This is a genomic window from Vitreimonas flagellata (assembly GCF_004634425.1).
Taxonomy (GTDB): domain Bacteria; phylum Pseudomonadota; class Alphaproteobacteria; order Caulobacterales; family Aquidulcibacteraceae; genus Vitreimonas; species Vitreimonas flagellata.
Map to the genome: position 1 here is coordinate 348,778 of NZ_SBJL01000003.1, position 20,596 is coordinate 369,373.

The window sequence follows — 20,596 nt, forward strand, 5'->3', positions numbered from 1 at the left end:
AAAATAGGTGCGACCAAGGCGCGCCCATTCTGGGTCGCGCAATCCACAACTTGCTCACAAGGGGCGCGGCGCGCGCTGCGGCAGCGTGTGGTCAAAAGTGTGGCGAACAAGCTGCGACGCAACAAAAGTTTCATCAACCCGTAGCCGATTTGTTGAAAACCCTCTTTAGCTCCCCGCACGCAACAGGGCGGCTGAACGCCCTAAGATTGCCCGGGGGTGTTCAAATGTTCTCCAAAAAGTTTTTGTCTGGCGCGGCTCTGACCGCGCTATCGATCGCGGCGTCAACGGGCGCCGCCCACGCGCAATCGACTGCTTCGCAGGTGGCCGAAGAAGAGATGATCGTCGTCACCGGTTCTCGCCGTGACGCGGACGGCCTGCTGATCGAGCAAGCGCCGAAGGCTCGTACGACGATCACGGAAGAGTACATCACGACGCAAACGGCGGGTCAGTCGATCCTCAACACTGTAAACTTGGTGCCAGGCGTCAACTTCACCAACAACGACGCGTACGGCAGCTCGGGCGGCAACATCCGCATGCGCGGTTTCGACGGCAATCGCATCTCGCTGACGGTCGATGGCGTGCCGCTGAACGACACCGGCAATTACGCGATCTATTCGAACCAGCAGCTTGATCCGGAACTGATCTCGCGCGCCAGCGTGAACATGGGCACAACCGACGTCGACAGCCCGACCGCATCGGCCACGGGCGGCACGATCAATTACACCACGCGCGTGCCGAGCGATGAGTTCGGCCTGACGGTGCAGCCGTCGATCGGTTCGGACAATTTCTTCCGTGGCTTCGCGATGCTCGACACCGGCGCGTTTGGCCCGACGGACGCGACGGCGTTCATCGCCGGCTCGTACACGACCTATGATCAATTCGTCGGCCCGGGCGATCTGGAAAAAATCCAGCTCAACGGCCGTCTCTATCAGCCGCTCGGCGGCGATGATTTCATCAGCATTTCCGGTCACTACAACCGCAACCGCAATGCGTTCTATCGCCAGGGCAGCGCGGCGGAGTGGGCGGCTAACCCGAACTTCTCGAACATCGACACCTGCGTGCGCGACACCATCGCGGGCGACAATGGCGACGTCGCGGGCCGAACCAACGACAATTTCGGCAGCTCATCGAACAACAACGACCCGGCCAGCTGCACGAACTATTACGGCCTGCGCATCAACCCGTCGGATACGGCCAACATCCGCGCGCAATCGCGGTTCTCGCTCGGCGAAAACCTGACACTGACGGTTGACCCGACCGTGCAATACACGATGGCCAATGGCGGCGGCACGACCGTGATCAACGAAACCGACAACCGCCTCCGCGCGGGCGTCGTCGGCATCGCCAACAGCGACAGCGTCAACGATGCGTGCGCCGTGTTCGTTGGCACCACCGCGGGCGTCGACTTGAACGGCGATTGCGATACGCTCGACAGCGTTCGTCTCTATTCGCCGTCTAACACCAACACGCTGCGCTACGCCGTGACGGCGTCGCTGATTTGGGACCTGAATGACAGCAACCGCGTGATCTTCGGCTACACCTATGACACGGGCCGTCACCGCCAGACCGGCGAGTACGGCTTGCTCGACTCGAGCGGCGATCCGCTCGACGTTTGGGGCGGCAAGGACGAGATCGGCGCCGATCCGATCCTGACTCTCGCTGGCGACGTGTTCCAGAAGCGCAACCGCTTGTCGGTGGCGAGCCTCTCGCAGCCAAGCATCCGCTACATCGGCGACTTCCTGGACGACACGGTGACCGTTGACCTCGGCGTCCGCGCGCCGTTCTTCACGCGTGAACTGGATCAACGCTGCTACGTCACGGCCGGCAGCTCGAGCGATCCGACCTGCCCGAGCGGCACGTTCGTGCCGTCGGGCGTGGCGCCGTTCGAAGCGGAAGTTGAATACGAAGACGTGCTGCCGAGCGTTGGTCTGACGTTCCGTCCGAGCGACACGCAGCAAGTCTATTTTAGCTACGCGGAAGGCCTCTCGGCGCCGCGCACGGACGACCTCTACAACGGTCTCTCCGCCGCGCAGCTCGACGTGGTCGAGCCGGAAACGACGCAATCGTTCGACATCGGCTATCGTTATAGCGGTGAGAACCTCTACGCATCGGTTGGCGCCTGGCACTCGCAGTTCCAGAACCGCATCGTGCGCGTGTTCGACCAAGATCAAGGCATCAACATCTCGCGCAACGTCGGTGACGTTGAAATGCAGGGTGCTGAACTCTCGCTCGGCTATCAGGTCACGGACGCGCTCTCGGCGCTGTTCTCGACCGCTTACACCGAAAGCGAAGTGCAGGATAACCTGCAAACGGGCGTCGATGCCGATGGTCCGGACAACATCGCGGGCAATAGCGACGACAACGCGCCGATCTTCGCGTTGACGGGCGGCAAGACGCTGGTGGAAACGCCGGATTGGACGGCCACGGCCCGCTTCGAGTACGAAATCGGCAACGTGCTGCTCGGTCTGCAAGGTCGCTATGTCGGCGAACGTTGGGCGACCGACGTCAACGACCAAGTCGCTGACTCGTACACGACGTTCGACATCGACGCGCGATACAACGTGAACGACAATAGCTGGCTGCAGTTCAACATCATCAACGTGACCGACGAGTTCTATTTCGGCTCGATCAGCACGCAGGTGGCGACGACCGGTCCAGGCTCGGGCACTGTGCGCTACAATATCGGTGCGCCGCGCACGTTCATGATGTCGCTGCACACGCAGTTCTAAGCCAAACGCGTCTATCCTCCCTAAGACGCAAACCTAGGAAGGAGCGGTCCCCCAGGGCCGCTCCTTTTGTTTTGGGCGTTGGGGGAGCGGGCGGTGCGCAAACAGGAAGGGCGGCGCTTGCGCTTCGCCCTTTTTGCGTCGAGCGGGCTGGCGCGGGCGCGTGCGCTCAACGCGACGCGCGGCGGGCGGTGCGGCTTTGGGCGAAGTCGGGGAAGGTTTCTTCGAGCGAGTCGCGATCGGGCAAGATGTAGAACACGCCGCCGCGCGCGAAGGTGGGCTGGATGATGCGCTCGTAGAATTCGGGCGAGACGTTGATGCAGCCGTGGGTGATGCGGTTGTCGTTCGGCGTCGGCGAGGCGAGACGCTCGGCGCGTCGCTCGCGCGGCACCATCGCGATCGGATGGATGGAAACGGCAGAGTCGTAATCGACCCAGAGCACGGGCCCGGCGTCGACCGACGGGCCATAGCCGCCGACAAAACGCCCGGCCGGCGTCGTGCGGTCGCGGCCTGGAATTGCGGAGAGCGCAAGGCCTGCGACGCCCGGCGCGATGTGATCGCCACGCGCGGAGCCAAACAAGCCAGGCGCTGCGCCGCGCAGGCGTCCATCGGCGCCGAACACCAAGATTTGGGCTGTCTCTTTGTCGATGATCGCGAACGGATAGCCGTGGGCGTCGCGCGAGGCGAGAACCCAGCCCGCAAGTTCGATCGCTGTTGCGGAGACTTCTTGATCGGGCGGCAACTGATCTGCCGCGGAAAGGGGCTGCGCGCCGGCATCCTCGGCCTGGGCGATGCCCAAGGTCGAGAATGCCAGCGCCAGCGAGCCAAGTACGGCTCTGGTTGTTTGCACCCACATGTTCATGCGGCGGTTCCTTAGAACGATAGAAGAAGTCCTTGTCCGAACCGTCGTCATGAAATGTGCGCGAAATTAGCCGCGCGGCCGACGGGCCGGTTGCGTTTCGAGCGCCGTGACACGGCCTTCGATCGCATCGAGGCGCTGGTTGGCGCGTTGCGAGTTTTGGTTCGCGGCCTGCGCGTTTTGCGCTGCGCTCTGCACCTGCGCGTCGATGGAATCGAGGCGCGTATTGATTTGGGCGATATCGTCACGCGTCGCGCAAGCGCCGAGGCTCAAGGCCGCAACCATTGCCGCGCCGGTAAGGTACTTTGTAATACGCATTCTAATATCCCTCATTCTGCGGAACGCAGTTCTGCGCCCACCCCAACGGCGGTAACAATCTTAACCGCTATTGGTTCCGCGAGCTACTCGGCGTTGACCGCGTTTTTTCTGAGGCAAAGAAAGCAGCGTTGAGCGTTCCGCTCGCGCTTGATGCTTGGGTGCTTGGTTTTGCTGAAGTTTCGCCTCTCGCGCGAATGCAGCGAAGGGCGCGTGATCCAACAAAACAAACGACAAAAAAACGGCGGAGCTTGCGCTCCGCCGTTTCCGTTTTCGTAGCCGGTGGCTGGATTAGAAATCCATGCCGCCCATGCCGCCCATGCCGCCGCCAGGCATGCCGCCGCCGGCGGATTCCTTCTTCGGGGCTTCGGCGATCGAGGCTTCCGTCGTGATGATCAGACCCGCGACCGAGGCTGCGTCTTGCAGCGCCGTGCGCACGACCTTCACCGGATCGATGATGCCGGACTTCACCATGTCGACGTATTCTTCGGTTTGCGCGTTGAAGCCGAAATTGTCGTCCTTCGATTCACGCAGCTTGCCGACCACGATCGAGCCTTCGACGCCGGCGTTTTCCACGATCTGACGGATCGGGGCTTCCAGCGCCTTCTTGATGATGGCGATGCCGACGTTTTGGTCTTCGTTGTCGCCCTTGATGTTGAGCTTGAAGGCAGCGCGCAGGAGTGCGGTGCCGCCGCCCGGGACGATGCCTTCTTCAACCGCAGCGCGGGTCGCATTGAGCGCGTCATCAACGCGGTCCTTGCGTTCCTTCACTTCGACTTCCGTGGCGCCGCCGACCTTGATCACCGCAACGCCGCCGGCGAGCTTCGCCAGACGTTCTTGCAGCTTCTCACGATCGTAGTCCGACGTGGTGTCGTCGATCTGCTTGCGGATTTGGGCGACGCGAGCTTCGATGTCGGCCTTCGCGCCCGTGCCATCGACAACCGTGGTGTCGTCCTTCTTCACAACGACCTTCTTGGCCTTGCCGAGCATGTCGAGCGTGACGTTCTCAAGTTTAATACCAAGGTCTTCGGAGATGACTTGGCCGCCTGTGAGGATGGCGAGGTCTTCCAGCATGGCCTTGCGGCGATCGCCGAAGCCCGGCGCCTTCACGGCGGCAACCTTCAGGCCGCCGCGCAGCTTGTTGACGACGAGCGTGGCGAGAGCTTCGCCTTCGACGTCTTCCGCGATGATCAGCAGCGGACGTTGCGATTGCACCACGGCTTCCAGAACCGGGAGCATCGGCTGGAGCGACGAGAGCTTCTTTTCGAACAGGAGGATCATCGGATCCTCAAGCACGACTTCCATCTTGTCGGCGTTGGTGATGAAGTACGGCGAGAGATAGCCGCGGTCGAATTGCATGCCTTCGACCACTTCGAGCTCGGTCTCGAGCGACTTCGCTTCTTCAACCGTGATGACGCCTTCGTTGCCGACCTTGGCCATCGCGTCGGCGAGGAACTTGCCGATGTCGGTGTCGCCGTTGGCCGAGATGGTGCCGACTTGGGCGATCTCTTCCGAACCGCCGACCTTCTTGGCGCGCTTCTTCAGGTCTTCGACGATGGCGACGACAGCTTTGTCGATGCCGCGGCGCAGGTCCATCGGGTTACGGCCCGAGGCGACCGCCTTCATGCCTTCGCGAACGATCGCTTGAGCGAGAACGGTGGCGGTGGTGGTGCCGTCGCCGGCTTCGTCGTTGGTCTTCGAAGCGACTTCACGAATGAGCTGCGCGCCCATGTTCATGAACTTATCTTCGAGTTCGATTTCCTTCGCGACCGAGACGCCGTCCTTGGTCGTGCGCGGGGCGCCGAAGGATTTTTCGATCACGACGTTGCGGCCTTTCGGGCCGAGCGTGACTTTTACGGCGTTGGCGAGAATGTCGACGCCCGCGAGCATACGCTCACGCGCATCGGCGCCGAAATTGACGATCTTTGCTGCCATTTGGATTGCTTCCTCTGAATTTTGAAAAGCGAATAGCGAATGGCGAGTAGCGAATAGAAGGCGATCGAGCGCGGGCGCGCTATTCGCTACTCACTATTCGCGCTTCGCCGCGAAGCGCCCTTAGGCCGCTTCCTTCTTCGCCTTCTTCGTTTCGATGACGCCCAGGATGTCGGACTCCTTCATGATGAGGAGCTCTTCGCCGTCCACTTTCACTTCCGTGCCCGACCACTTGCCGAACAGGATGCGATCGCCGACTTTCACGTCGAGCTTGATGTACTCGCCGTCTTCATCGCGCGTACCGGGGCCGACGGCGACGACTTCACCTTCTTGCGGCTTCTCTTGAGCCGTCTCGGGGATGATGATCCCGCCGCGGGTCTTTTCTTCTTCCTTCACGCGCTTCACGAGCACGCGATCGTGCAGGGGACGAAAGCTGGCCACGTCCTGATCTCCCTTAGGTTGCATAGAGCCTATTTGAGCCCCCGGGCGGCGCGTTAGCACTCGCCGCCGTCGGTTGCTAACGGCGCGTAGGTAGGGGGGCCGAGACGGAGGGTCAACACCCCACCCCAATCGTTCAGCACGATTTTTTTGGCGCCTAAGGACGAGATTGGGCGTTGGCTACCCCATGAGCCTCCCGCCGAGCCACGATCCGCAACCCGACCAGCCTGAACCTCCAGCCCAGCCGCCGGTCGAGGTCCCAGAGCCCCCGATCGCCGACCCGCCGAAATCCCCCGGCGCGCCGCCGCCCGTGACGGCCGTCGGCATCATGTGGGGCGAGGCCTGGCTGCACTGAAGCGGGCCCACGGTCACAGCGCGCATGGCCCTGTCGCCGCCAGTGTTGCACTGGGGCGGACAGGAGATGCGTGATGCGTATGTTTACTCACAGCGCTTTTGCCGTACTTTCAGCGGCTCTGTTGGCGGCGCCGGCGTCGGCGCAAGGATTTCGTCCCGGCGATGTTGCGCGCGCGCCGCCGGCGGCGGAGGTGCAGCAAGCGCGACCGCGCGTGGTCGAGCGCCGCTACATGGTGATGCCCGTCAGCATCTACGCGAACGATGAGACAGGGCCGGATTGGGCGGGCTCGGACGAGGTCTATGCGATCTTTCGCGATGCTTCGACGAACTCCGCTGTGCGCACGCAAACCTTCGGCAACGTCGACACCGGGCATACGCGCTATTTCTCGCAGGCGCAGGCGTGCCTTGCGCCGCTCGGCGCTACCCAGACTGACAACGAAGGCAAGGTGATTGCGTGGCGGTGCCGCGCGGGTGGGATGCGTGCGCCGTTTGCGTTCCGGGTTGAACTCTATGAGTCCGATGGCGACGGCGGCGCGCGCAGTCTTGTGGATTGGGGCGCGTGCCTTGGCGCAGCGCCAGGCGAAGTGCAGCGCGCGTGCTTGGACGATTTGGTCGGTGCGGCGGATGTGAGCTTGCGGCCGATGCATTTGGGGCGCTTGCGGCGTGCGGGCGACGAGCGGGCGTTTAACGTTCGCCTTGGCGGCTATACGTTCACCTACAAGGTCGTGCGTCTGGAAGATCATGTCGTCGAAGCGACGTTCGGCCAATAAACGAAAGAGCCGCCTCGCTTGCGCGGGGCGGCTCTCCGTTTGTCCCTCTTTCGCGCGTCAGTAGTACATCAGCGCGTCGAGGACGATGCCTGAGGCGATGGCGACGAGAAGGATGTCGCGATCGACCATCACATAGCGGCAGCCATAAGGGGCCGGCGGCAGACGATAATAGAGGTCGTACGGCACCGGCTCCCACCAGATGTGATCCGGCAGATAATAGCCGACGCGCCACGGGCGATACGGACGGCGCCAACCGTCATAGCCCCACCATTGATAGTTCCAGCCAAAGTAATTGTGGACGATGATGGTGTAGCCGCGGTCGAAATAATGGCCGTGGCGGATGCCGCGCCAATCGTTGTAACGCGGGCGATCGAAGTCGCGGTGCGTGTGGCGATACTGGCGATAGCGATTGTCGTCGCGGCGATCGCGGCCCCAATCGTTTGACGCGAAATCGCGGCGGCGATTGTGATCGCGTGCGTTGTCGCGGTCGCGACCGCGATCATCGCGGCCCCAATCGCGATTGCGATCGTTGTTATTCCAGTCGCCACGGCCATCGCGGCCATCACGATTCCAGTCGCGGCCATCACCGCGCCCGTCACGGCGACCGTCCCAATCGCCGCGATTGCCATCGCGCCGACCGTCCCATTGGCCTTGGTCACCGCGATCGCGTGGGCCGCGATTGTCGGCGACGGGCGGATTGCGATCGCCGCGACGTTCGCCGTTCCACTGACTGGCGCGACTTTCACCGCGACCGCGATTAGTGTTGTCGGCCACGGCTGGAGGATTGCGTCCGCCGCGATCGCCGCCATTCCATTCGCCGCGCCGACCATCGCCGCGTTGTGCGTCGCGTTGGCTTTCGCGCTGACGATTAGCCCAATCTGAGTTTGGCTGTTGTTGTGGCGGGCGTGCGCCGTCGCCGCGATTGCCTTGCCATTCACGGCGCGCTTCGCCGCGTTGGCCGCCATCGCCACGCTGGCCATCGCCGCGTTGGCCGTTCCATTGGCCGCGACGATCGCCGCCGCCATTGTTGCCGCCGAGCAGGGCGGGGTTGTCGGGCGCGCGCGGCGGCGGGGCGGATTGCTGTTGCGGCGGCGCTTGGTTTTGATTTCCGCGCCATTCGCCGCGACCGCGATTGTCATCGCCGCCACGGCCGCCGCGATCATTACGGTCGCCTCGATCGCCGCCACGTTGACCGTGGCCGCCATTGTCGTTGTTTCGTTCGTGACGACCGCCTCGGTCGTCGTTGCGCTGTGCATAGGCGGGTGCGGCCGCCCAGGCTGTCGCGCTCAAGGCGGCGACGGCCGCGATGAGGGCTTTTTTCATAATGAGGCTCCCATGTGCGCCGTCTCCGGCACACCCTCGCAAATTTGAGCCTGCGCGTTGGCGTCTGAACGGCGTCTGAATCAAACCTGAGCGGCGTCGTGCGCTCGCGTTCAGGCCCCGCGGATCGCCCGCACGAGGAAACGCACCGCCGAATTCACGTGGTCGCGGCGCTCTTCTTCGGTGACGACGTAGGTGGTGTCGGCCAGCGCGCGATAATGGTGGCGGCTGAGCAGCAACGACAAGAAGTACGAAGCGTAGGTGTTGGCGTCCTCGCATTCGGACGCTGTGGTGCGGATGTGATTGGCGACGACGTCGCGCACTTTGTCGGCGTTGGCCGAGACGTTGCGCTGCATGAGCTGCGGAAACTTGCGCGCTTCGCCAACCGTGATGCGATAAAATGAAAGATGATCGCGCTCGAGAATGGTCTTCAGAAATTTCTCGCCGATCACCTGCAAGCCTTGCTCAAGCGGCAGGTTGTCCACGCAATCGGGCGTGATCGCGCGTACGAAGCGTTCGTGCTGCTCCTGAGCAACCGCGAGGAAAAGGCCTTCTTTGTTGCCGAATTGCGCATAGAGCGTCGCGAGCGAACCGCCGGCCACACGCACCACGTCGTTGACGCTGGCGGCCTCGTAGCCTTGTTCGAGAAAAACCTCGCGCGCGGCATCCAAAAACGCGTGCCGCCGCGCCACGCCGCGATCAATCGGCCGCGCGGATTTCGCTTCGTTAGGCGGCAATGCTGCCAAATCGCTCCTCCCGCGTGCGACGATAGAACGCTTGGACTAGCGCGCAAGCCCATCTTGTTCCAACGTAGCATTGGCTACATCTTTGGAATTGCGAGTAATTCGCAGGACATGTCCCGAAATGCCAGATGACGTAGCGTCCCAACTGGACGCAGAAGCTGCACCCGCCACAGTGCGCGGCGTGACACGCAAATTCAGTCGTCGCACGTTCGCGCTGATTGGCGCGGGCATTGTGTTTTTGCTCCTGGCCTATTGGGCCGGGCATTGGCTGCTCGTGGGCCGTCACCTAGTTTCAACCGACAATGCATACGTGCGCGCCGACATTTCGCTGATGTCGGCGAAGATCGAAGGCTATGTGCGCGCGGTGCCAATCGCTGAAAACAGCAATGTGCGTGCGGGCGACGTGCTCGTTGAAATCGATCCGACAGATTATGAGGCGCGCGTAGCCGCAGCGCGTGCGGCTTTGGCGCAAGCGGAGGGCGCGCGTTCGTCCGAACAGGCGGCGCGAGCTTTGGCGGCGGCAGACGTGGCGCGCTACCGGCCTTTGGCTGAGCGTGGGCTCTTGTCGCCGGCGCGCATGCAGCAGCTGGAAATCCAATCACGCCAAGCGGGCGCTGGCGTTGAAGCAGCGAATGCGGCTGTCGAAGCGGCGCGCGCGGATTTGCGCGCGGCCGAGCTTGATCTGGAACGCACCATTGTGCGCGCGCCAATCGATGGCGTTGTTGGCGATCGCCAAGTACAGGTTGGCCAATTGGTGCGGCCTGGCTCGCCGCTCATGTCAGTGGTGCCACTGCAATCGGTGTATGTGGTCGCGAATTTCAAAGAGACCCAGATCGCGAATTTTCACGGCGGTCAGCCGGTCATTGTTCGCCCGGACATCGAACATGATCTGCGGCTCTACGGGACGATTGAATCGCTCGCGCCCGCCTCTGGCACGGAATTCTCGGTGATCCCAACCGACACGGCGACGGGCAATTTCACCAAGATCGTGCAACGCGTGCCGGTGCGCATTCATTTGGAGCCGGGGCAAGAAGGGCTTGAGCTCTTGCGGCCCGGCCTCTCGGCCAGCGTCACGGTGGACACACGCGAATGAGCGACGCCGCTCTCGCGGCGCGGCCTGACGATACGCCGCCGGTTCATATCTGGATCGGCTTCATCGCCATGGTCGTTGGCCAGTTCATGGCCATTCTCGATATTCAGATTGTTGCGAGCGCCATTGGTTCGATCCAAGCGGGCGTTAGCGCCAGCCGCGATGAAATCTCTTGGGTGCAGACCTCGTACCTGATCGCGGAAGTGATCGGCATTCCGTTGTCGGGTTTCCTTGGGCGCGCGCTGGGCACGCGGCTGCTGTTTTGCATTTCGTCGCTCAGCTTTTCGATCGCGAGCCTGCTCTGCGCATTTTCGTGGGACATCGGTTCGCTGATTTTCTTCCGCGCGCTGCAGGGCTTCTCCGGCGCTGCGATGATCCCGACGGTGATGGCGACGCTCTATCTCGCGTTCCCGCAGCGTTTGCAGGCGATGACGGGCGCGATGATGGGCATGGTGGTGACACTCGCGCCGTCGCTGGGGCCGACGATTGGCGGCTACGTGGCCGAGACGTTGGGCTGGCGCGCGCTCTTCTGGGTGAACCTCGTGCCTGGCCTGCTGATCACGGTGATCATCTGGAACACGATGCAATCGCTGGATAAGCCGCAATTCAATCTGCTGAAGCGGATTGATGTCGTGGGCTTGATTGGCCTCGCGATGTTCTTGGGCGCGGCCGAATACACGTTGGAAGAGGGCCCGGCGAACGAATGGTTCGCGTCGATGGAAGTGACGATGTGGGCGCTGGTGTCGCTCGCGGGCGGGATGCTGTTCTTCTGGCGCGTGCTTACGGTGGAGACGCCGATCGTCGATTTGAAGCCGTTTGGCACACCGACCTTTGCGATTGGTGCGGGGTTGGGCTTCGTGCTGGGCGTCGGCTTGTTCAGCTCCGTGTTTTTGACGCCGCTCTTTTTGGGCTCGGTGCGCGGCTACAACGCGCTGCAGATCGGGCACACGATGTTCGTGCAGGGCGCTGTGATGTTCTTGGCGGGGCCGATCGTCGGGCGGTTCGGGCGCACGCTGCAGGACCCGCGCTATTTCGGTATGCTGGGCTTTTTGCTGGTGGCGGCGTCCTGCCTTCTGCAGGCGCACATGACGCATGATGCGGGCTTTTGGGAATTGGTGTGGCCGCAGGCGCTCCGCGGCGTGGGGCTGATCATGACGTTCACGTCGGTGATGCAGCCGGCGCTGCAATCACTGCCGCCCCATCTCATTCACGCGGGCGCCGGCCTCTTCAACACGATGCGCAATTTGGGTGGCGCGTTTGGCATCGCGGGGCTGGCGACGATCCAGGCGCATGCGTTCGCGCTGCACCGGCAGGAATTGTATAGCGCCGTCGATCCCACGAACCCGCACGTGCAGGGCCTCTTGCAAGGCATTCAGGCGCACCTGGCGCAAACGGGCGCGTCCGATCCGGAGCGGCAGGCGTTGATGTATTACGCGCAGATCCTCGATCGCGAGGCGCTGGTGATGACCTTCAACGATCAGTTTCTGACGTTGGGCGTCGTGATCGGCGTGTCGGCGTTCGCGATGTTGCTGATGAAGCCAAGCCCGGCGCGCATGCAGATGATGGCCGACCGCAAAGCCGAAATGGAGATGGCGCACTAAGCGCCGGCGTTACGACGCTTGCTGCTGCGCTTGCGGCTCTGGCGTGCAGAGTGCGCTCTTGATCGCGTCCAGCATGTCGGGACCAAGCGGGGCGGCCTTCGAAGGGAAGGCGCCGACGAGGTCGCCGTTCTTGTCAATCAGGTATTTATGGAAATTCCAACGTGGCAGCGCGCTCTCGCCCAGTTCTTCGACCACCCATTTGTAAAACGGGTGACGCTTGGCGGCGGAATTGATGTCGACCTTGGCCGTCATCGGGAAGGTGACGTGATATTTGCTGTCGCAGAATTCGCGGATTTCCTTTTCCGGGCCAGGCTCCTGGCCGCCGAAATCGTTGCACGGCACGCCGATGACAACGAGGCCCTTGCCGACCTTGGCTTCGTAGAGCGCTTCCAGCTCGCGGTATTGCGAGGTGAAGCCGCACGCGCTCGCCACGTTAACAATGAGCACCGCCTTGCCGGCGTAATCGCTGAGCTTGATCTCGCCGGGCTCACCGAGCTTCGCGAAGGAGATGTTATGGGCGGTGGTCATGGTTTGAATGGCGTTCTGGCCGGAAAGGCGGGCGGTTTAGACCTGATGGCGTCCGGTAGCAATGCATGTGGCGCGTCCGTTTCAGGGATGCTACAGCCCAACACGTGACCGTGAAGTTGCGTTCCTTGATTAACGCGCCTCGAATTTGAGGCCCGGCTCGCGTTGAGCTCTCGCTCCGCGGGTCCGGGATCGCTACACCCCATTCGCTTACCTGGAGATATGACCAATGGCCGATGCGCCTGCTGGTCGCGATTACCGCGAAACCGTTTTTCTGCCCGACCTGCCGGGCGATCCCTTTCCGCTGCGCGCGGGGCTGCCGAAGAGGGAGCCGGAGCGGGTGAAGCATTGGGCCGAGATCGGGCTCTATCATTTGCTGCGCAAGGATGCGGCGGGGCGACCGAAATACATCCTGCACGACGGCCCGCCCTATGCAAACGGTGCGATCCATATCGGGCACGCGGAAAACAAAATCCTGAAAGACCTTGTCGTGCGCTCGCGGCAGATGAGCGGCTTCGATAGCGATTACGTGCCCGGCTGGGATTGCCACGGCCTGCCGATCGAATGGAAGGTCGAAGAGGATTTCCGCAAGGCGGGGCGCAAGAAGTCCGACGTGCCGGCGGTGGAATTCCGCAAGGCGTGCCGCGACTACGCCGACAAATGGATCCCGTTGCAGCGCGATGAGTTTCGCCGCCTCGGCATCGAAGCCGATTGGGATAATTACTACACGACGATGAGCTTCCCGGCGGAAGCGGCGATCGCGGCGGAATTTCTGCGCGTGGTGCGTACGGGGTTGGTCTATCGCGGGAGCAAGCCCGTGATGTGGAGCCCGGTGGAGCGGACCTCGCTCGCGGAAGCGGAAGTGGAATATCAGGAAAAGACGAGCCCGACGATTTGGGTGAAGTTTCCGATCGCCGCCATCTCATCTCTGCAATGGGGCAGTGGTGAACCGCTGCCAGAACTCGCTGTGCTTGGCGATTCAAAGATCGTCATCTGGACAACGACTCCTTGGACGATCCCGGGTAACAGAGCGATCTCGTTCAGTTCGAAGGTTTCGTACGGCGTTTATCGCATTGATGAAGTCGAAACGGGGCTGGCGTTCGATCCTTGGGTATCTGTGGGCGAAAAGCTCGTGCTCGCCGATAAGCTTGCCGATGACACACTGAAGACTGCTAAGGCGGCGAAATGGACGCGCTTGTCGGATGCGCCGACGCAGTTGCTCGCAAATACGACCTGCTGGCACCCGTTACGAGACAAGGGCTACGAGTTCGATGTGCCCTTGCTCGATGGCGATCACGTCACGGACGAGGCGGGTACGGGCTTTGTGCATACGGCGCCGAGCCACGGCGCGGACGACTTTGTGATCTGGACGAAGCATTTCGGCCAGGAAGGCATCCCGTTCACGGTCGACGAGGAAGGCCGACTCACGAAGGAAGCGCCGGGCTTTGAGGGGCTAGAGATCATTCAGCTTGAGGGGAAGAATCTCGGCAAGGATGGGCCTGCGAACAAAGCCGTGATGGATGCGCTGATCGCGGTGGGCGCTTTGCTGGCGCGCGGGCAGTTGAAGCATTCGTATCCGCACTCGTGGCGCTCGAAGGCGCCGCTGATCTTCCGCAACACGCCGCAATGGTTCATTGCGCTTGATCGCGAATTCCGCGATGGCAAGACGCTGCGCCAGATCGCACTCGATGAAATCGAACGCGTCGATTGGGGACAGAAGCGCACGGGCGAAACCAAGGATTACAACCGCATCAAGGGTATGATCCAGGATCGCCCCGATTGGTTGATCTCACGCCAACGCGCCTGGGGCGTGCCGCTGCCGATCTTCGTGAAGAAGAGCGATGGTTCGATCCTGCAGGACGATGACGTCGACGCGCGCATCATCGCCGCTATGAAAGAAGGCGGCGCCGATGTGTGGTGGGCGACGCCCGCGCAGGATTTCCTGGGCGCGAAGTACAAGGCCGACGATTTCGAAAAGGTCGAGGACATCTTGGATGTCTGGTTTGACTCGGGCTCGACACACGCGTTCGTCGTCGGAAATCCCGATGCGCCGACGCGGGCGTCCTTCGTGAACCCGGTGTCGACGATCTATCTTGAAGGCTCGGACCAGCATCGCGGCTGGTTTCATTCGTCGCTACTCGAAAGCTGCGCCACGCGCGGGCGTGCGCCGTACGACGAGGTGATCACGCACGGCTTCACGATGGACGAGAAGGGCATGAAGATGTCCAAATCCATCGGCAACACGATCGAACCGCAAACCATCGCCGCGCAGAACGGCATCGAAATCCTGCGTCTGCTGATCGCGTCAGCGGAGTACGGCGACGATCTGCGCCTCGGCAAGATCATGATCGATCAATCCGGCGAGATGTATCGCAAGCTGCGCAACACGCTGCGCTATTGCTTGGGCTCGCTGAAGGGCTTTGAGGAGAGCGAGCGCATGCCGCTCGATCACGATCTGCCGTTGATGGAGCGCTGGCTGCTGCATCGTTTGTGGCAATTGGATCGCGTGGTGCGCCAGGCGTACGACACGTATCAATTCCGCGTCGCACTCTCAGCGATCGTGGAATTCTGCAACGTCGACCTCTCGGCCTTCTATGTCGATGTGCGCAAGGACGCGCTCTATTGCGACGCGCCGACCAGCCTCCGCCGGCGCGCCTGCCGCACGGCGTTGGAAGAGACGTTCTCGCGCCTGACGGCGTGGCTTGCGCCGATCCTGCCGTTCACGGCGGAAGAAGCGTGGCTGACGCGCTTCCCGGACTCCGTTTCGGTTCACCTGCGCACATTCCCGGAGACGCCGGATTCTTGGGAGGATGATTTCGCGGGCGAGGAAATCGCGCGGCTGCGTGAAGCGCGCGCCGTCGTCACCGGCGCGCTCGAAGTGGCGCGGCGCGAGAAGAGCATCGGCGCAGCATTGGAAGCCGCGCCGCGCGTGTTCGTGGTCGATGATGAATTGCGCGCGTCGTTGCAGGCGGTGGATTTCGCCGAACTCTGCATCACCAGCGGCGTCGTGATCGAAGCGGGCGAAGGGCCGGCGGATGCGTTCCGCTTGCCGGAGGTGGCCGGCGTTGCGGTCGTGGTCGAGAAAGCGAGCGGCGTGAAATGCGCGCGCTCGTGGAAGTATTTCGATCCGACGACCGCCGACCCGCGCTACCCCGACATCACGCCGCGCGATGCCGAAGCTGTCGCGGCCTGGGACGCGGCGCGGGGGTAATGGAGCGCGCGTCTTCAGACGCGCGCTATTGGCCTTGGCTTGGTCGCGGGTCTGAAGACCCGCGCTCCGGGTTATCGCCTTGCCGCCGGCGCACGCGCCGGCCATAAGCCGGGCCATGTTGCGTTTCGGGCTTATTCTTTCGGCGATCGTTTTCGTCGCGGACCAGTTCAGCAAATGGCTCGTTCTGGGACCGGGGCGGTTCAGCCCGCCGGGCTGCCTTGAAGCCGGCTATGGCTGCCGCTTCATCGAGCTGACGCCGTTTTTCGACCTGCAGATGGTCTGGAACCGGGGCGTGAGCTTTGGCCTGTTGCGGGCCGATCAGGATCTGGCGCGCTGGGGCCTGGTCGCGCTGTCGTTCGCGATCTCGGGGGTGTTTTTCTGGTGGTTGCGGACGGCCGAGCGGAAGTTGACGGCCATTGCGTTGGGGCTGGTGATCGGCGGGGCGCTGGGCAATGTGATTGACCGCATCCGCTTTGGCGCCGTGGCGGACTTCCTTGATTTCAATGGGCTTTGGTTCCCGTGGGTGTTCAATGTGGCCGACGCCGCGATCACCGTGGGCGCGCTGCTTCTGGCCATCGACATGATCTTTTTGAGCGAGTCCGAGCCCGGCAAAGGCTCGACCTGGAGCCAGCTCAAAGCCCGGTTCGGCAAGGGCGGCGCGAACGGCGGCGCAGGCAACTGATTTCCGAGGGAATTCGCCCCATAACCGTCTTATTCGGGCGCGATCCCTCTTCACTGCTGTCCGGCTTGGCTTGCCGGGCAGGGCCGGGCTAGAACCGGCGACGAATGATTTGAGGGAGGCGGACGTCCTATGACGAAACCGATCGCAGTGGTTGCTTTGATGGTCGCGGCGGCGACGGCGAGCGGGTGCGCAAGCCTGTCACGCGCAGTCGGCGCCACGCGGAGTTCGCCGGATGAATTCCGCGTTGTGACGCAAGCGCCGCTGACCCTGCCGCCGGATTACAATCTGCGTCCGCCGCGGCCGGGCGATCCGCGCCCGAGCGAATTGCAGCCGTCGGAAGAAGCGCGCGCGGCGCTGTTCGGGGAAACCACCGGCGCAGCGGCCAGCCAAGGCGAGCGTCAGCTTGTCGCCGGCGCGGGCGCCACGACCGCGGACGCCACGATCCGCGACACGATCGATTTTGAAAGCCAAGGCGTTGTGCGCCGCAACGAAGGCTTTGTGGATCGTCTGATTTCGTTTGGTGGTTCGAGCGCGCCGGTTGCGGCGCCGCTGAACGCCGAAGAAGAAGCTGCGCGTCTGCAGGATGAAGAAGCCACGCGCCGCGTCACGGGCGGCGGCCAGATCGTGATCGAACGCGATCGCGGCGGCTTCAAGCTGCCTGGCACCTGAGCCGAAGCGTGAGCTTGGGGCAGGGCGCGACGCGCATTCTCGCTTTTGTGCTAATGGCGTTCGTGGCGTTCGCCGCGCCGTCGTTTGCACAAGAACTTCCGCGGCCTGAGACCTTCACGCTCAGCAATGGCCTCCAAGTCGTTGTGATCACCGACCGGCGCGCGCCGGTCGTGACGCATATGATTTGGTATCGTGTCGGCGCCGCTGACGAAGATCGCGGCCGTTCGGGCATCGCGCATTTCTTCGAGCATCTGATGTTCAAGGGCACGCGCGAGATTGGGCCTGGCGAATTCTCGCGCATGGTGGCGCGCAATGGCGGCCAGCTGAACGCGTTCACCTCGTGGGATTACACCGCTTATTACGAGCGTATCGCACGCGACCGGCTTGAGCTCGTCATGGGCATGGAAGCCGACCGGATGCGCAATCTGCGCTTCTCGGATGAGACGTTCGTGTCCGAGCGTGACGTGATTGGGGAAGAGCGCCGCCAGCGCATCGATAACAATCCAGGCGCGGTGATGGGCGAGCGCATGCGCGCGATGCTCTATCCGCATCATCCCTACGGCACGCCGATCATTGGCTGGGCGCACGAGATCGAAGCGCTGGATCGCGAAAGTGCACTCGCGTTTTACCAGACTTGGTACGCGCCGAATAACGCGATCCTGGTGGTCGCGGGCGACATCGATGCAGCCGAGTTGCGTCCACTGGCGCAGCGTTATTATGGGCGCTTACGGCCGACGCGAAATTTGCCGGCGCGGACCTGGGTGCAGGATCCGCCGAACGTCGGGCCGATGCGTGTGACGCATCGCGACGAGAAAGTGCGCCAACCTTCGATCTCACGCATGTATCGCGCGATCAGCTACGCCACGGATGAAGGTCGCCAAGCGCATGCGCTGGATGTGGCGATCGATATTCTCGGTGGTTCGGAAACGAGCCGGCTCTATCGCGCTTTGGTCGAAGAGCAACGCATCGCGGTGAGCGCGGGCGCGAGCGCGAACACGGCGGGCTTGGGCGGCGGTTCGGTGTCGGTGTACGCGACCCCGGTGGAGGGCGTCAGCCTCGAGCAAGTCGAAGCCGCGATCGATGCGGTGATCGCCGCGTATTTGCGCGACGGACCGACCGAAGCGGAATTGGCGCGCTCGAAATCCTCGCTGGCGGCGGCGGCGGTTTATTCGCGCGACAGCCAAGAGAGCTTGGCCAACATTTACGGCTCTTCATTGGCGCAAGGCGAAAGCATCGATGATGTCGTGAACTGGCCGCGCGACATCGAGGCGGTGACCCGGGATGAGGCGCTGACGATCGCGCGCGAGACGCTGGTGTTGGATGCGTCCGTGACGGGCTGGCTGCTGCCGCCGGAGGCTGGCCAATGAAGCGCTTTTTCAAATCCTCCCCCGCATGCGGTGGAGGTGGCGAGCGAAGCGAGACGGTGGGGGTAGGTCTGGCGGAGGTGCGCGCGCGCCCCCTCAGTCATCGCGCTTCGCGCGCTGCCAGCTCCCCCGTAAACGGGGCTGCAGTTAGAGCGGCTGCGCTCGTGATGTTGGCGTTGTTTGCGAGCGCGCCGCTCCAACCGGCATTCGCACAGGCACGCGCAGAGAGTTCTGCGTCGCGACACGGCGTGCCGGTGCGCCAGATTACGTCTCCCGGCGGCATCAGTGCGTGGATCGTCTCTGACTCCACGGTGCCGATGATCGTGCTGCGCGCTTATTGGCGCGGCGGCTCGGCGATCGAGGCGGAGAATTTGACTGGCGTCACCGGCGTGATGACGGACATGCTCACCGAAGGCGCCGGCGCCTTGGACGCGAACGCGTTCAAGGAACGCTTGGAAGATCTGAACATGTCGGTCGGCTTTAGCGCCGGCTGGGACGGGATCGGCATGAGCGTGGTGACGCTCAGCGAAAATCGTGACGCGGCGTTCGAGATGGCGCGCTTGGCGTTGCATGAGCCCCGCTTTGATGCTGCGCCCCTGGAGCGGATCAAGCGGCAGATGCTCGTCGGTATTCGTACGCGCGACACCAATCCGAGCTACCTTGCCAATCTGGCGCTCGATCAGGCGCTTTATCCGAACCATCCTTATGCACGGCGCACGTCGCGCGAGAGCGTAGCCGCGATGAATGCGGCGACCTTGCGCGAACGCCGCGCGGCTTTGTTCAATCGCACAACGCTGCAGATCACGATTGTCGGCGACATTGATGATGCTGGCGCCGGCGCTGCGATCGATCATGTGTTTGGCGCGCTCCCGCAAGGGTCTGCGCCGCCGGAGCCGGCGGATGTGAGCTTGGCCGCGCCGACGCCGCTCATAGTGCGTGAACTGCCGCAGCCGCAAAGCTTGGTGCTGTTCGCAGGGCCGGGCATTCAGGACGAAGATCCGGATTGGATTCCGCTGGCGGTCGCGAATTATATTTTAGGCGGCGGCGGGTTTTCGTCGCGGCTGATGGATCAGGTGCGCGAGCAGCGCGGACTTGTCTATGGCATCGGCACCAGCCCATCGGTGCGCGATCATTCGGCGATGGTGCGTGGTTCAGCGCAGACAGCGAACGGCAATGTGCGCGAAGCGATCGACGTGACGCGCGCGGAGATGGCGCGGCTTTACAGCGAAGGCGCCACGCAAGCGGAAGTGAATGACGCGATCACCTATCTCACGGGCTCATTTGCGCTTGAGCTCGACAGCAATTCTAAAATCGCGAGCGTCGTGCACTCGTATCAGACGGCAGGCCGAAGCATCGATTACATCAATCAGCGCAACGATCGCATCCGCGCGGTGACGCTGGAAGATGTCAATCGTGTCATCCGGCGTCTGTTCAATCCGGATGCGTTCACGTTTGTCGTTGTTGGTCAGCCCGAAGGGCTTGAGCCGAGCGAGTAACGCGCGCGGAAATGGTGGACAGAGTTGGACCCGAACCAACGCACCCCGAAGGGACGGCGTTTACAGCGCCGCGGTTTTGCCGCTCACCCATCTGTCCAATTATTCGTCATTCCGGCCTTCGCGCAGCGAAGAACCCGGAACCCAGGGGCAACCAAATGGCTTGTCGCCCCTGGGTCCCGGATCACGCTCCGCGTGTCCGGGATGACGATTTCCTCAATCCTCGCGGAAATAGTGTTTCCGCTCGGCTCCGTCGAAGCGACCGCTCTTTATGCAGCAGCGCTTGAAACAACCTCCGAGAGCCGCACGGGCAGAGATCGTTGCGCCCGAGTTTCTCGATCAGTTCGACATCGCCCGCGCACCGCTCGGTCGCCGCGCTTTACGCGCGTTTCCGACGGATAGCCTTTGCGCCGCTTTGAAGACGGCTCAAAAGCAAGGCTGTTCAAGCGGATCACGATGGCGGGTCATTGTAGCCTCCTATTGTAGGTCGAAATTGCTTGCTCG

18 protein-coding genes and 1 tRNA gene are annotated in these 20,596 nt (G+C 62.7%); 10 read left to right on the forward strand and 9 right to left on the reverse strand.

Annotation, left to right across the window (positions count from 1 at the left end; translation table 11 throughout):
- The first annotated feature begins 224 nt into the window (after positions 1-224).
- Positions 225-2,729: a TonB-dependent receptor gene (locus EPJ54_RS14580; protein WP_135212466.1), complete on the forward strand. Its 2,505-nt coding sequence runs from the start codon at positions 225-227 to the stop codon at positions 2,727-2,729.
- Positions 2,730-2,895: 166 nt separating this feature from the next.
- On the opposite strand, the gene EPJ54_RS14585 is transcribed toward EPJ54_RS14580, so the two are convergent.
- The 4 genes from EPJ54_RS14585 to groES all read right to left on the reverse strand — a co-directional run bounded on the left by EPJ54_RS14585 (position 2,896) and on the right by groES (position 6,273).
- A complete protein-coding gene (locus tag EPJ54_RS14585; protein ID WP_135212705.1) occupies positions 2,896-3,546 on the reverse strand; it encodes a L,D-transpeptidase in 651 nt (216 codons plus the stop codon).
- Positions 3,547-3,654: 108 nt separating this feature from the next.
- A complete protein-coding gene (locus EPJ54_RS14590; protein WP_135212467.1) occupies positions 3,655-3,903 on the reverse strand; it encodes a hypothetical protein in 249 nt (82 codons plus the stop codon).
- A gap of 288 nt (positions 3,904-4,191) precedes the next feature.
- Positions 4,192-5,835: a chaperonin GroEL gene (gene groL / locus EPJ54_RS14595; RefSeq protein WP_135212468.1), complete on the reverse strand. Its 1,644-nt coding sequence runs from the start codon at positions 5,833-5,835 to the stop codon at positions 4,192-4,194.
- A gap of 120 nt (positions 5,836-5,955) precedes the next feature.
- On the reverse strand, positions 5,956-6,273 hold the full coding sequence (gene groES, locus EPJ54_RS14600; protein ID WP_239590949.1) for a co-chaperone GroES: 318 nt from the start codon (positions 6,271-6,273) through the stop codon (positions 5,956-5,958).
- A gap of 184 nt (positions 6,274-6,457) precedes the next feature.
- Here groES and EPJ54_RS19890 point away from each other — a divergent pair, with 184 nt between their 5' ends.
- On the forward strand, positions 6,458-6,625 hold the full coding sequence (locus tag EPJ54_RS19890; RefSeq protein ID WP_167755749.1) for a hypothetical protein: 168 nt from the start codon (positions 6,458-6,460) through the stop codon (positions 6,623-6,625).
- A 73-nt stretch (positions 6,626-6,698) separates the two neighbouring features.
- Positions 6,699-7,394 (forward strand): hypothetical protein, encoded by a 696-nt coding sequence (locus EPJ54_RS14605; protein ID WP_135212470.1) that lies wholly within the window; start codon positions 6,699-6,701, stop codon positions 7,392-7,394.
- Between the two features lie 57 nt (positions 7,395-7,451).
- Here EPJ54_RS14605 and EPJ54_RS14610 read toward each other — a convergent pair whose 3' ends face one another.
- Complete coding sequence (locus tag EPJ54_RS14610) at positions 7,452-8,717, reverse strand: hypothetical protein (protein ID WP_135212471.1); 1,266 nt, start codon at positions 8,715-8,717, stop codon at positions 7,452-7,454.
- A gap of 110 nt (positions 8,718-8,827) precedes the next feature.
- The gene (locus EPJ54_RS14615; RefSeq protein ID WP_135212472.1) at positions 8,828-9,460 is read right to left on the reverse strand and encodes a TetR/AcrR family transcriptional regulator; all 633 of its coding nucleotides are present in this window, start codon (positions 9,458-9,460) and stop codon (positions 8,828-8,830) included.
- 118 nt (positions 9,461-9,578) lie between these two features.
- Between EPJ54_RS14615 and EPJ54_RS14620 the strand changes: the two genes are divergently transcribed.
- Both EPJ54_RS14620 and EPJ54_RS14625 read left to right on the forward strand, forming a co-directional pair.
- Complete coding sequence (locus EPJ54_RS14620; RefSeq protein WP_135212473.1) at positions 9,579-10,550, forward strand: HlyD family secretion protein; 972 nt, start codon at positions 9,579-9,581, stop codon at positions 10,548-10,550.
- Entirely contained in the window at positions 10,547-12,148 is a 1,602-nt protein-coding gene (locus EPJ54_RS14625; protein WP_135212474.1) for a DHA2 family efflux MFS transporter permease subunit, read from the forward strand. The genes EPJ54_RS14620 and EPJ54_RS14625 overlap by 4 nt, the downstream gene beginning before the upstream one ends.
- Positions 12,149-12,157: 9 nt before the next feature.
- On the opposite strand, the gene EPJ54_RS14630 is transcribed toward EPJ54_RS14625, so the two are convergent.
- Positions 12,158-12,676: a glutathione peroxidase gene (locus EPJ54_RS14630; RefSeq protein ID WP_135212475.1), complete on the reverse strand. Its 519-nt coding sequence runs from the start codon at positions 12,674-12,676 to the stop codon at positions 12,158-12,160.
- A gap of 226 nt (positions 12,677-12,902) precedes the next feature.
- Between EPJ54_RS14630 and ileS the strand changes: the two genes are divergently transcribed.
- From ileS to EPJ54_RS14655, 5 genes are all read left to right on the forward strand, one after another.
- Positions 12,903-15,884 carry an isoleucine--tRNA ligase gene (gene ileS / locus EPJ54_RS14635; RefSeq protein ID WP_135212476.1) on the forward strand — a complete coding sequence of 994 codons (2,982 nt, stop codon included), beginning with the start codon at positions 12,903-12,905 and terminating at the stop codon, positions 15,882-15,884.
- 115 nt (positions 15,885-15,999) lie between these two features.
- Positions 16,000-16,566, forward strand: a complete 567-nt coding sequence (lspA, locus tag EPJ54_RS14640; protein ID WP_135212477.1) for a signal peptidase II — start codon at positions 16,000-16,002, stop codon at positions 16,564-16,566.
- A gap of 129 nt (positions 16,567-16,695) precedes the next feature.
- The gene (locus EPJ54_RS14645) at positions 16,696-17,235 is read left to right on the forward strand and encodes a DUF3035 domain-containing protein (RefSeq protein WP_135212478.1); all 540 of its coding nucleotides are present in this window, start codon (positions 16,696-16,698) and stop codon (positions 17,233-17,235) included.
- Positions 17,236-17,243: 8 nt separating this feature from the next.
- Positions 17,244-18,602, forward strand: coding sequence for a M16 family metallopeptidase (locus EPJ54_RS14650; RefSeq protein WP_239590950.1), 1,359 nt, complete (start codon positions 17,244-17,246; stop codon positions 18,600-18,602).
- Between the two features lie 164 nt (positions 18,603-18,766).
- Positions 18,767-20,095, forward strand: coding sequence for a M16 family metallopeptidase (locus EPJ54_RS14655; protein WP_167755750.1), 1,329 nt, complete (start codon positions 18,767-18,769; stop codon positions 20,093-20,095).
- Positions 20,096-20,107: 12 nt separating this feature from the next.
- Here the strand turns inward: EPJ54_RS14655 and EPJ54_RS14660 are convergent.
- A tRNA-Tyr gene (locus EPJ54_RS14660) sits at positions 20,108-20,192 on the reverse strand.
- 84 nt (positions 20,193-20,276) lie between these two features.
- Positions 20,277-20,435 (reverse strand): SEC-C metal-binding domain-containing protein, encoded by a 159-nt coding sequence (locus EPJ54_RS20445; RefSeq protein WP_420823043.1) that lies wholly within the window; start codon positions 20,433-20,435, stop codon positions 20,277-20,279.
- Positions 20,436-20,596 lie beyond the last annotated feature (161 nt).

What these genes read in the sequence shown, in the direction of transcription:
- EPJ54_RS14655 (WP_167755750.1), top strand. Translation starts at nt 18,767, where the DNA reads ATGTTGGCGTTGTTTGCGAGCGCGCCGCTCCAACCGGCATTCGCACAG.
- EPJ54_RS14620 (WP_135212473.1), top strand. Translation starts at nt 9,579, where the DNA reads ATGCCAGATGACGTAGCGTCCCAACTGGACGCAGAAGCTGCACCCGCC.
- EPJ54_RS14645 (WP_135212478.1), top strand. Translation starts at nt 16,696, where the DNA reads ATGACGAAACCGATCGCAGTGGTTGCTTTGATGGTCGCGGCGGCGACG.
- EPJ54_RS14580 (WP_135212466.1), top strand. Translation starts at nt 225, where the DNA reads ATGTTCTCCAAAAAGTTTTTGTCTGGCGCGGCTCTGACCGCGCTATCG.
- EPJ54_RS14630 (WP_135212475.1), bottom strand. Translation starts at nt 12,676, where the DNA reads ATGACCACCGCCCATAACATCTCCTTCGCGAAGCTCGGTGAGCCCGGC.
- EPJ54_RS14605 (WP_135212470.1), top strand. Translation starts at nt 6,699, where the DNA reads ATGCGTATGTTTACTCACAGCGCTTTTGCCGTACTTTCAGCGGCTCTG.
- EPJ54_RS14625 (WP_135212474.1), top strand. Translation starts at nt 10,547, where the DNA reads ATGAGCGACGCCGCTCTCGCGGCGCGGCCTGACGATACGCCGCCGGTT.
- lspA (WP_135212477.1), top strand. Translation starts at nt 16,000, where the DNA reads ATGTTGCGTTTCGGGCTTATTCTTTCGGCGATCGTTTTCGTCGCGGAC.
- EPJ54_RS14610 (WP_135212471.1), bottom strand. Translation starts at nt 8,717, where the DNA reads ATGAAAAAAGCCCTCATCGCGGCCGTCGCCGCCTTGAGCGCGACAGCC.
- EPJ54_RS19890 (WP_167755749.1), top strand. Translation starts at nt 6,458, where the DNA reads ATGAGCCTCCCGCCGAGCCACGATCCGCAACCCGACCAGCCTGAACCT.
- EPJ54_RS14590 (WP_135212467.1), bottom strand. Translation starts at nt 3,903, where the DNA reads ATGCGTATTACAAAGTACCTTACCGGCGCGGCAATGGTTGCGGCCTTG.
- ileS (WP_135212476.1), top strand. Translation starts at nt 12,903, where the DNA reads ATGGCCGATGCGCCTGCTGGTCGCGATTACCGCGAAACCGTTTTTCTG.
- groL (WP_135212468.1), bottom strand. Translation starts at nt 5,835, where the DNA reads ATGGCAGCAAAGATCGTCAATTTCGGCGCCGATGCGCGTGAGCGTATG.